This is a genomic window from Phenylobacterium sp., assembly GCF_035276905.1.
Lineage (GTDB): Bacteria > Pseudomonadota > Alphaproteobacteria > Caulobacterales > Caulobacteraceae > Phenylobacterium.
In genome coordinates this window covers 1-9,435 of sequence record NZ_DATELG010000146.1, presented here as the reverse complement: position 1 = coordinate 9,435, position 9,435 = coordinate 1, and the positions used below count along the sequence as shown (strand labels likewise).

Annotated in this window: 12 protein-coding genes and 1 pseudogene; 7 read left to right on the top strand and 6 right to left on the bottom strand. The window is 69.8% G+C overall.

Annotated features, from left to right (window positions below):
* The 3 genes from VJS38_RS06685 to VJS38_RS06675 all read right to left on the bottom strand — a co-directional run.
* The coding region (locus VJS38_RS06685; RefSeq protein ID WP_324087378.1) for a beta-ketoacyl synthase N-terminal-like domain-containing protein at nt 1-600 on the bottom strand (600 nt) is incomplete at its 3' end.
* A 31-nt stretch (nt 601-631) separates the two neighbouring features.
* A complete protein-coding gene (fabA, locus tag VJS38_RS06680) occupies nt 632-1,168 on the bottom strand; it encodes a 3-hydroxyacyl-[acyl-carrier-protein] dehydratase FabA (protein ID WP_324087377.1) in 537 nt (178 codons plus the stop codon).
* 54 nt (nt 1,169-1,222) lie between these two features.
* Nucleotides 1,223-1,771: an SH3 domain-containing protein gene (locus VJS38_RS06675; protein ID WP_324087376.1), complete on the bottom strand. Its 549-nt coding sequence runs from the start codon at nt 1,769-1,771 to the stop codon at nt 1,223-1,225.
* A 115-nt stretch (nt 1,772-1,886) separates the two neighbouring features.
* Here VJS38_RS06675 and VJS38_RS06670 point away from each other — a divergent pair, with 115 nt between their 5' ends.
* Nucleotides 1,887-2,873: a D-glycerate dehydrogenase gene (locus tag VJS38_RS06670; RefSeq protein WP_324087375.1), complete on the top strand. Its 987-nt coding sequence runs from the start codon at nt 1,887-1,889 to the stop codon at nt 2,871-2,873.
* Nucleotides 2,874-2,884: 11 nt separating this feature from the next.
* On the opposite strand, the gene VJS38_RS06665 is transcribed toward VJS38_RS06670, so the two are convergent.
* Nucleotides 2,885-3,547 carry an O-methyltransferase gene (locus VJS38_RS06665; protein WP_324087374.1) on the bottom strand — a complete coding sequence of 221 codons (663 nt, stop codon included), beginning with the start codon at nt 3,545-3,547 and terminating at the stop codon, nt 2,885-2,887.
* Nucleotides 3,544-4,290: a molybdopterin-synthase adenylyltransferase MoeB gene (locus tag VJS38_RS06660; protein ID WP_324087373.1), complete on the bottom strand. Its 747-nt coding sequence runs from the start codon at nt 4,288-4,290 to the stop codon at nt 3,544-3,546. The genes VJS38_RS06665 and VJS38_RS06660 overlap by 4 nt, the downstream gene beginning before the upstream one ends.
* Nucleotides 4,291-4,360: 70 nt before the next feature.
* On the opposite strand from VJS38_RS06660, the gene hslV reads away from it, so the two are divergent.
* A complete protein-coding gene (gene hslV / locus VJS38_RS06655; protein WP_324087372.1) occupies nt 4,361-4,915 on the top strand; it encodes an ATP-dependent protease subunit HslV in 555 nt (184 codons plus the stop codon).
* A gap of 150 nt (nt 4,916-5,065) precedes the next feature.
* Nucleotides 5,066-6,370, top strand: coding sequence for an ATP-dependent protease ATPase subunit HslU (gene hslU / locus VJS38_RS06650; RefSeq protein WP_324087371.1), 1,305 nt, complete (start codon nt 5,066-5,068; stop codon nt 6,368-6,370).
* Nucleotides 6,371-6,385: 15 nt separating this feature from the next.
* On the opposite strand, the gene VJS38_RS06645 is transcribed toward hslU, so the two are convergent.
* On the bottom strand, nt 6,386-6,859 hold the full coding sequence (locus tag VJS38_RS06645; RefSeq protein WP_324087370.1) for a DUF2244 domain-containing protein: 474 nt from the start codon (nt 6,857-6,859) through the stop codon (nt 6,386-6,388).
* A 63-nt stretch (nt 6,860-6,922) separates the two neighbouring features.
* On the opposite strand from VJS38_RS06645, the gene nth reads away from it, so the two are divergent.
* From nth to VJS38_RS06625, 4 genes and pseudogenes are all read left to right on the top strand, one after another.
* Nucleotides 6,923-7,609 carry an endonuclease III gene (gene nth / locus VJS38_RS06640; RefSeq protein ID WP_324087369.1) on the top strand — a complete coding sequence of 229 codons (687 nt, stop codon included), beginning with the start codon at nt 6,923-6,925 and terminating at the stop codon, nt 7,607-7,609.
* 75 nt (nt 7,610-7,684) lie between these two features.
* Entirely contained in the window at nt 7,685-8,674 is a 990-nt protein-coding gene (locus VJS38_RS06635) for an adenosine kinase (RefSeq protein ID WP_324087368.1), read from the top strand.
* Nucleotides 8,675-8,676: 2 nt separating this feature from the next.
* Nucleotides 8,677-9,267 (top strand): imidazoleglycerol-phosphate dehydratase HisB, encoded by a 591-nt coding sequence (hisB, locus tag VJS38_RS06630; RefSeq protein ID WP_324087367.1) that lies wholly within the window; start codon nt 8,677-8,679, stop codon nt 9,265-9,267.
* Between the two features lie 11 nt (nt 9,268-9,278).
* A pseudogene (locus VJS38_RS06625) lies at nt 9,279-9,435 on the top strand (imidazole glycerol phosphate synthase subunit HisH); the annotation flags it as partial.

Sequence of the window (9,435 nt, the reverse complement as noted above, 5' to 3'; positions counted from 1 at the left end):
GTCGAACAGGTTCGACAGCGTCCAGTCGAGCTCCTCGCAGCCGCCGGCGAAGACCACGTCCTGCTTGCCCATGGCGATCTGCTCGAACCCGGCGCCGATGCAGTGGGCCGAGGTCGCGCAGGCCGAGGAGATGGAGAAGTTCAGGCCGCGGATCTTGAACCAGGTGGCGAGGGTGGCCGAGGGGCCGGAGCTCATCGCCTTGGGCACGGCGAACGGGCCGATCCGCTTGGGGCCCTTGGCGCGGGTGGTCTCCGCGGCCTCGACGATGGTGCGGGTCGAGGGGCCGCCCGAGCCGACGATCAGGCCGGTGCGCTCGTGAGAGACCTCGCCTTCCTCCAGGCCCGCGTCGCGGATCGCCTGCTCCATGGCGATGTGGCCGAAGGCGGTGCCCTGGGCGAGGAAGCGGGCGGCTCTGCGGTCGACCAGGGATTCCCAGTCGATCTGCGGCTCTGCGTGCACCTGGCAGCGGAACCCGAGCTCGGCATATTCTGGCGCGGCGGAGACCCCGCTCCTGGCGTCGCGCAAGGAGGCCAGCACCTCGTTGGCGCTGACGCCGATGGACGAGACGATGCCCAGTCCGGTGACGGCGACGCGGCGCATCAGCTGATTTCCTCCATGCCTTGTCGTTCGCTCAGCTCAGGTCGGCGGCGTTGTAGAGGCCGACCCGCAGGTCCTTGGCTTCATAGATGGGCTTGCCGTCGGCCAGCAGAACCCCGTCGCCGACGCCCATCACCAGCTTGCGGATGATCACCTTCTTCATGTCGATCCGGTAGACGAGCTTCCTGATCTTCGGCGTGACCTGGCCGGCGAACTTCACCTCGCCCACGCCCACCGCGCGGCCGCGGCCCGGGCCGCCGGACCAGGCGAGGAAGAAGCCCACCAGCTGCCACATGGCGTCCAGGCCGAGGCACCCCGGCATGACGGGGTCGCCGATGAAGTGGCAGGCGAAGAACCAGAGGTCGTCGCTGATATCCAGCTCGGCCTCCATGAAGCCCTTGCCGTGGGCGCCGCCGTCCGAGGTGATGTTGACGATCCGGTCGAACATCAGCATCGGCGGCGCCGGCAGCTGGGCGTTGCCCGGGCCGAACATCTCGCCGCGCGCGCAGGCCAGCAGGTCTTCCTTGGTGAAGCTCGAAGGCCGGGTTTCGGTGGTGGTCGCGATGCTCATGTGAACGGGCCTGTGGAATGAGCAACAGGCCCTAACATGAGCCGCCCGGCAGGCTCAACGCCCGCTTGCGGCGCCGCCGGGCCGCCCGGGGCGGCACTGGACGGCGTCCGAGGCGCCCCAGAGCTCGCCGGCCTTGACCCAGCCGGAGACGTCGTCGGCGCGCACCCGGCACCACTGGTCCTCGTCGCAGCGGACCAGCGAGGCGATGGCCCGCACGTTCAGATAGGCCACCACGCGCGACGAATCCTTCGGCCGGCGCCGGAGCGCGGCGGGCGCCGAGTTCATGTTGATCACCGTGCGGCGGCCGTCGGTGGTGCGCTTGTGCACCCAGACCAGCTGGCCCTCGGGATCGCAGATTCGCCGCCACTCGGAGGTCTCGGCGACGACCTGCACCGGCAGGCCGCGGACGCGATAGATCCACAGGGTGCGGTGGTCGTCCCCCGGGCCGGAGCGGGCGTTGACCTTGTCGAACTTCAGCGAGACGTAGCGCGGCACGGGCAGTCCGGAGGGCGTCGGACGGTCCTGCGCCGCCTGCGCGGCGGCCGCGCCGAGACCCGCACCGAGCGCCGCCGTCGCGAGCAGCGCCCGAATCACACCCCTCATCCGCTCCGCCTCGCCTTGGCCGCCAAGGGCCCGTTTGCTAGAGGTGCTCTCGTTAGAAGAGCTCGACAGCGTCGGCGAAAGCCGCGCCCCTCAAGGTCCCCTTTTCAGTTCGCACATGGCCGCCCGCAAGCCGAAAGTCATCGTCACGCGCAAACTGCCGGACCCGGTGGAGACCCGGATGCGGGAGTTGTTCGACACCGAGCTCAATCTCACGGACCAGCCGATGAGCCGCGAGCAGCTCGAGGCCGCGGTCGCGCGCGCCGACGTGCTGGCGCCGACCATCACCGACAAGATCGACGCGCCCCTGCTCGACAAGGCCGGGCCGCAACTGAAGCTGATCGCCAACTTCGGGGCCGGCGTCGATCATATCGACGTGACCGCCGCGACCGAGCGGGGGATCACCGTCACCAATACGCCCGGCGTCCTCACCGAGGACACCGCCGACCTGACGCTGGCGCTGATCATGGCCGTCGCCCGCCGCCTCGTGCAGGGCGCGAACGTCACCCAGGCCGGAGAGTTCCGCGGCTGGACGCCGACCTGGATGCTGGGCCGCCGGGTCACCGGCAAGCGGCTGGGCATCATCGGCATGGGCCGCATCGGCCAGGCGGTGGCCCGCAGAGCCAAGGCCTTCGGGCTGCAGATCCACTACCACAACCGAAAGCCGGTCTCGGTGCGGATCGCCGAGGAGCTGGAAGCGACCTACTGGGAGAGCCTCGACCAGATGCTGGCGCGGATGGACATCATCTCCGTCCACTCGCCGCACACGCCGGCCACCTACCACCTGCTCTCGGCGCGGCGGCTGAAGCTTTTGCAGCCGCACGCCATCGTCATCAACACCGCCCGCGGCGAGATCATCGACGAGAGCGCGCTCGCCGACCTGCTGGCGGAGGGCAAGATCGGCGGCGTCGGCCTCGACGTCTTCGAGTTCGAGCCGGCGATCAATCCGAAGCTGCTGGCCCAGCCGAACGCCGTCCTGCTGCCGCACATGGGCTCGGCCACCCTCGAAGGGCGGATCGACATGGGCGAGAAGGTGATCATCAACATCCGCACCTGGATGGACGGCCACCGCCCGCCGGACAGAGTCATTCCGGCGATGCTTTGAGTCCCTCCCCATTAAGGGAGCGACGATTTCACCCGGATCAAGCAGAACCCGTCCCAGCCCTTCGAGCCCACGGTCTGCACGGCGGTGGCGGTGGCGCGCGGCTCGGCGGCGATCAGGTCGTACATGCGCCGCACGCCCTCGGCGTCGGCGTCGCCCTGAGGGTCCAGCACCTTGCCGGCGCGCACCGCGTTGTCGGCGACGATCACCGCGCCCGGCCGGGCGAGCTTCAGCGACCATTCGAAATAGGCCGGATAGCTCGCCTTATCGGCGTCGATGAAGACGAAGTCGAACGGCCCTTGCAGCGTCGGCAGGGTGTCGATCGCGGCGCCGACCTTGACCTCGACCTGGGCCGCAAAGCCGGCGCGGGCGATGTTCCGGCGCGCGACCTCGGCGTGGTGCGGGACGTATTCCAGGGTGATCAGCCGGCCGTCCGCCGGCAGCGCCCTGGCCAGCCAGATGGTCGAATAGCCGCCGAGGGCGCCGATCTCCAGGATCCGCTTTGCGCCCGCCATCTGCGCCAGCAGCATCAGCAGCTTGCCCTGGTTGGGCGCGACATTGATCGCCGGCAGGCCGCCCGCCTCGCTGTCGGCCAGCGCCGCCTCGAGCGCCGGGTCAGGGGCGAGCAGGGTGTCGGTCAGATAGCGGTCGACTTCGGTCCAGGCGTCCTGGCTCATGGCTGTCTTCCTCCACAGATCGGGCAATCCGGGTCGGCGCCGATCCGCACCGTGCGGGTCTCGCCGGCCAGCGCATCGTAGATCATCAGGCGCCCGGCCAGCGGCTCGCCGGCGGCGGTGATCAGCTTCACCGCCTCGAGCGCCATCATCGAGCCGATCACGCCCGCCAGCGCCCCCACCACGCCCACCGCCGAACAGGTCTCGGCGTCGGGCGGGATCTCCGGCACCAGGCACTGGTAGCAGGGCCGGCCGCGGAACACCCCGACCTGGCCGGTCCAGCGGCCGATGGCGCCCGACACCAGGGTCTTGCCGTGGCGCACGCAGGCGGCGTTGACGCACATGCGGGTGGCGAAATCGTCGGTGCCGTCGAGCACCAGGTCGACGCCGGACACGAGCTCGTCGGCGGAGCCGGCGTCGAAGGCGCCCTCGTAGGCCGCCACGAAGACGTGCGGGTTCAGCGCCGCCAGCCGGTCCGCCGCGGCCTCGGCCTTCGGCTGGCCGATGTCGCCCTCGGCGTAGATGATCTGGCGCTGCAGGTTGGAGCGGTCGACCACGTCCGGGTCGGCCAGCATCACCGTGCCGACGCCCGCCGCCGCCAGATAGAGCGCGGCCGGCGCGCCGAGCCCGCCGGCGCCGACGATCAGCACGCTGGCCGCCTTCAGTTTCTGCTGGCCGGGGCCGCCGACTTCGCGCAGCACCAGGTGCCGGGCGTAGCGTTCGACTTCTTCGTCCGTGAAGCTCATCTTGGGAAACTCATCCGCGAATGTCCGCCTCGCCTTGACCTCGCCACAGGCCCTGGCCACATGCGCGGCCATGGGCCAAGCCACCTCCGCCACGTTCCCAGACTGGCATGGGACAACCATTCTAGCCGTCCGCAAGGGCGGCTCCACCGTCATCGCCGGAGACGGACAGGTCTCCATGGGCCAGACCATCGTCAAGGGCAACGCCCGCAAGGTGCGAAGGTTGGCCGGCGGCCGCGTCGTGGCGGGCTTCGCCGGGGCGACGGCCGACGCCTTCACCCTGATCGAACGGCTGGAGGCCAAGCTCGAGCAGTATCCCGAGCAGCTGGCCCGCGCCTGCGTCGACCTGGCGAAGGACTGGCGCACGGACCGCTATCTGCGCCGGCTGGAGGCCATGCTGATCGTGGCCGACGCCTCGACCATCCTGACCGTCACCGGCGTCGGCGACGTGCTGGAGCCGGAGAGCGGCGTGGCCGCCATCGGCTCCGGCGGCAACTATGCGCTCGCGGCGGCGCGGGCGTTGATCGACGGCGCGCTCGACGCCGAAGCCATAGCGCGCAGGGCGATGGCCATCGCCGCCGAGATCTGCGTCTACACCAATGGCGAGCTCACGGTTGAGAAGCTCTGAGGCCAAGACCGCATACTATCCGCTCGTCCCCGCGAAAGCGGGGATCCAGGTTTTTTCTGTTCGAGCGGCCCGCAACACCAAAAAAGCCTGGGTTCCTGCTCTCGCAGGGATCACCGGGGAGTGGTCGGGCCGCGCAGGCGTGACAATCCCATGACCGAATTCCCCCCCCGCGAGATCGTCTCCGAGCTCGACCGCTTCATCGTCGGCCATCCGGAGGCCAAGCGCGCCGTGGCCGTGGCGCTGCGCAACCGCTGGCGCCGCCGGCGGGTGCCCGACGAGCTGCGCGACGAGGTCACGCCGAAGAACATCCTGATGATCGGCCCGACCGGCGTCGGCAAGACCGAGATCGCCCGGCGCCTGGCCAGGCTCGCCCAGGCGCCGTTCCTGAAGGTCGAGGCCACCAAGTTCACCGAGGTGGGCTATGTCGGCCGCGACGTCGACCAGATCGTCCGCGATCTGGTGGAGAGCGCCATCGGCATGGTGCGCGAGAAGCGCCGCGCGGGCGTGCGCGCCCGCGCCGAGGCCGCCGCCGAGGAACGCATCCTCGACGCCATGACCGGCCCCGGCTCGACCGCCGCGCGCGAGTCCTTCCGCAAGAAGCTGCGCGCCGGCGAGCTGGACGACAAGGAGGTCGAGCTGCAGGTGGCCGACACCGGTCCCGCCTTTCCGACCTTCGACATCCCCGGCCAGCCGGGCGCCCAGATGGGGATGCTCAATCTCTCCGACATGTTCGGCAAGGCCTTCGGCGGCCGCACCAAGACCCACAAGACCACCGTCTCCGGCGCCTGGGCGCCCCTGATCGCCGAGGAAAGCGACAAGCTGGTCGACCAGGAGGCGCTGACCCAGGAGGCGCTCGAGCTGGCCGAGAACCAGGGCATCGTCTTCCTCGACGAGATCGACAAGGTCGCCAGCCGCGCCGAACGCGCCGGCGCCGACGTCAGCCGCGAGGGCGTGCAGCGCGACCTGCTGCCGCTGATCGAGGGGACGACCGTGTCGACCAAGTACGGGCCGGTGAAGACCGACCACATCCTGTTCATCGCCTCCGGCGCCTTCCACGTCGCCAAGCCTTCGGACCTGCTTCCCGAGCTGCAGGGCCGGCTGCCGATCCGGGTGGAGCTGAAGGCGCTCACCCGCGACGACTTCCGCCGCATCCTCACCGAGCCCGAGGCCAACCTGATCCGCCAGCACCAGGCGCTGCTGGCGACCGAGGGCGTGACGCTGAGCTTCACGGAAACCGCCGTCGACGCCCTGGCCGACGCGGCGGTGACCGTCAACGGCGCGGTCGAGAACATCGGCGCGCGCCGGCTGCAGACGGTGCTGGAGAAGGTGCTGGAAGAGATCAGCTTCACCGCCGCCGACCGCGACGGCGAAAGCATCGAGATCGATGCGGCCTACGTGCAGGCGCGGGTGGGCGAGCTGGCGCAGAACGCGGATCTGTCGCGGTTCATTCTGTAACTACTGTTTTCGGTTTCAGCTCCGCTCCCGCCGCGCCTGCCAGATCGCCCGCTCCAGCGCCTTGGCGAAGTCCGCGCGCTCCCGCGGGCTCAGGGCGGCGGCGACCTCCGCCTCGCGGCCGGAGAGGGCGAGCTTCAGCGCCACGGTCCGCTCGTCCTCCTTCTCCACGTGCACGCGGGTGAAGGCGGTGGGGGATTCCCAGACCAGCCTGGTCCACTTCGGCGTCTCATGGGTGACGCGCACCTCGCTGGCGGTCACCTGCACCCGCTCGATGCGCTTGGCGGCGCTGAAGCTGACCAGGAAGGCGACGATCACCGCCAGCACGTCGAAGCCGAGGAAGATCGGCACGAAGGTCGCCCCCAGCGCCAGGAACACCGCGGCCGAGGCGCAGTTGGCCAGGGTGACGACGGTGATCAGGATGACGAAGCCCCGCTCCGACAGCGAACGGTTCGGTCGGATCTCGGCGTCCATGTAGAGCGGCGAGGGCATCGGCAGAGAATAAGCCCGCTGATCGTTGCGCTGAAGCCCCCTCCACGCCATCTTCCCCGCCCCATGGCCAAGCCCGCGACCAAGCCGCGCGCCAAGCGCATCAGCCCCGCCGAGCGGGCCCGGATCGCCGAGATCTTCGAGCGGTTCGAGAGCCAGGAGAGCGATCCGCGCACCGAGCTCGACTACGACAGCCCCTACACCCTGGTGGTGGCTGTCGCCCTCTCGGCCCAGGCCACCGACGTCTCGGTGAACAAGGCGACGAAGAAGCTGTTCGCCGTCGCCGACACGCCGCAGAAGATGCTGGCGCTGGGGGAGGAGGGGCTGAAGCCCTACATCTCCTCGATCGGCCTCTTCAACACCAAGGCCAAGAACGTCATCGCGCTCTCGCGCATCCTGATCGAGCAGTACGGCGGCGAGGTTCCGCTGGACCGCGAGAAGCTGCAGGCCTTGCCGGGCGTCGGACGCAAGACCGCCTCGGTCGTGCTGAACGAGCTGCGCATCGAGCCGGCCATCGCCGTCGACACCCATGTGTTCCGCGTCTCGCACCGGCTGGGGCTGGCCGACGGCAAGACGCCGGACCAGGTCGAGCGCCAGCTGATGGCCGTCGTGCCCGAGCCCGGCCTCACCCGCGCCCACCACTGGCTGATCCTGCACGGGCGCTACGTCTGCCTGGCCCGCCGGCCGCGCTGCGAGGAGTGCATCGTCGCCGACCTCTGTCCTTCGCGTCATCTGTTCGCAAATGGGCGGTAAGCCGGACGCGCCCACGTTGCTCCGCCCGGGCTTTCCCTGTAAGTCGCGCTCGCGAAATCCCCGGAAAGCCCAGACATGCCAGAGCTCTACGACGTCGCCGCGATCGGCAACGCCATCGTCGACGTGATCGCCCCGGCCGAGGACAGCTTCCTCGCCGACAACGGCCTGGCCAAGGGCGGCATGATGCTGGTGGACCAGGCGCAGTCGCAGGCGCTCTACGCCAGGATGGCGCCCGGCGTTGAGACCTCGGGCGGCTCGGCGGCCAATACGGTGGCAGGGCTGGCCAGCTTCGGCGGCAAGGGCGCCTTCCTGGGCAAGGTCGCCGACGACCAGCTGGGCGGGGTGTTCGCCCACGACATGCGCGCGATCGGCGCCCGGTTCGAGAACGCGCCCCTGGTCGGCGGGCCGGCGACGGCCGCCTGCATGATCAACGTCACTCCCGACGGCCAGCGCACCATGTGCACCTTCCTGGGCGCCTCGACCGCCTTCACCGAGGCCGACGTCGAGGCCGAGGTGATCGAGGCCTCGAAGATCGTCTATCTCGAGGGCTACCTGTTCGACGCCGACGCGGCGCGGCGCGCCTTCGCCAAGGCCGCGGGCCTGGCGCGCGCCTCCGGGCGGATGCTGGCGCTGACGCTCTCGGACGGCTTCGTGGTCGAGCGCCACCGCGAGGCGCTGCTGGGTTTCATCGAAAGCCAGGTCGACCTCTTGTTCGCCAACGAGGTCGAGGCCAAGGCGCTGTTCCAGACCGACAGCTTCGACGCCGCCGCCGAGGCGTTGCGCCAGCGCGTCAAGCTCGCGGCGGTAACCCGCAGTGAACACGGTTCTGTCATACTCGCCGACGGCGAGCGGCTGACGGCCGCGGCGGAACCCGTGGAGAAAGTCGTGGACACGACCGGAGCCGGCGACCAATACGCAGCCGGATTCATGTTCGGCCTCTCGCGGGGCCGGCCGTTGCAGGTCTGCGGCCGGCTGGCGTCGCTGGCGGCGGCCGAGGTGATCTCGCACTACGGTCCGCGTCCGCAGGTCTCGCTGAAGGACCTGGCGGCCGCCAAGGGATATTGATCATGAGCCGCCAGGCGGAGGTCGTCCGCAACACCAAGGAGACGCAGATCCGGGTCGCCGTCGACCTGGACGGCTCCGGCGCGTCCAAGGTCTCCACCGGCATCGGCTTCTTCGACCACATGCTGGAGAGCTTCATCCGGCACGGCGGCTTCGACATCGAGATCGAGACCAAGGGCGACCTGCACATCGACATGCACCACACGGTGGAGGACACCGGGATCGTGCTGGGCCAGGCCTTCGCCAAGGCGCTGGACGGCTTCAAGGGCGTGCGCCGCTTCGGCCACGCCTACATTCCGATGGACGAGACCCTGACGCGCTGCGCCATCGACCTCTCCAACCGGCCGTACCTGATCTGGCGGGTGGAGTTCAGGACGCCGAAGGTCGGCGACATGGACACCGAGCTCTTCAAGGAGTTCCACCACGCGTTCGCCATGAACTGCGGCGCCTGCGTGCACCTGGAGACCCTCTACGGGACCAACTCCCACCACGTGGCGGAAAGCGGGTTCAAGGCGCTGGCCCGGGCGCTCCGCCAGGCGGTGGAGCTCGATCCCAAGACCCACGGCCACGCCCCCTCCACCAAGGGCGTGCTCTAGGAAATCACCTCATGAGCGTCGCCCTGATCAACTACGGGTCGGGCAACCTTCGCTCGGCCGAGAAGGCGCTGGTGAAGGCGGCCGACGGCCGCGCGCGCGTGCTCGTCACCGACGATCCGGAGACGGTGGCGGCGGCCGACCGGGTGGTGCTGCCCGGCGTGGGCGCCT

Bases quoted from the DNA above. Each gene is read 5' to 3' on its own strand.
- VJS38_RS06670 (WP_324087375.1), top strand. From the start codon at position 1,887: ATGGCCGCCCGCAAGCCGAAAGTCATCGTCACGCGCAAACTGCCGGAC.
- hslV (WP_324087372.1), top strand. From the start codon at position 4,361: ATGGGCCAAGCCACCTCCGCCACGTTCCCAGACTGGCATGGGACAACC.
- VJS38_RS06675 (WP_324087376.1), bottom strand. From the start codon at position 1,771: ATGAGGGGTGTGATTCGGGCGCTGCTCGCGACGGCGGCGCTCGGTGCG.
- hslU (WP_324087371.1), top strand. From the start codon at position 5,066: ATGACCGAATTCCCCCCCCGCGAGATCGTCTCCGAGCTCGACCGCTTC.
- VJS38_RS06665 (WP_324087374.1), bottom strand. From the start codon at position 3,547: ATGAGCCAGGACGCCTGGACCGAAGTCGACCGCTATCTGACCGACACC.
- hisB (WP_324087367.1), top strand. From the start codon at position 8,677: ATGAGCCGCCAGGCGGAGGTCGTCCGCAACACCAAGGAGACGCAGATC.
- fabA (WP_324087377.1), bottom strand. From the start codon at position 1,168: ATGAGCATCGCGACCACCACCGAAACCCGGCCTTCGAGCTTCACCAAG.
- VJS38_RS06635 (WP_324087368.1), top strand. From the start codon at position 7,685: ATGCCAGAGCTCTACGACGTCGCCGCGATCGGCAACGCCATCGTCGAC.
- VJS38_RS06660 (WP_324087373.1), bottom strand. From the start codon at position 4,290: ATGAGCTTCACGGACGAAGAAGTCGAACGCTACGCCCGGCACCTGGTG.
- nth (WP_324087369.1), top strand. From the start codon at position 6,923: ATGGCCAAGCCCGCGACCAAGCCGCGCGCCAAGCGCATCAGCCCCGCC.
- VJS38_RS06645 (WP_324087370.1), bottom strand. From the start codon at position 6,859: ATGCCCTCGCCGCTCTACATGGACGCCGAGATCCGACCGAACCGTTCG.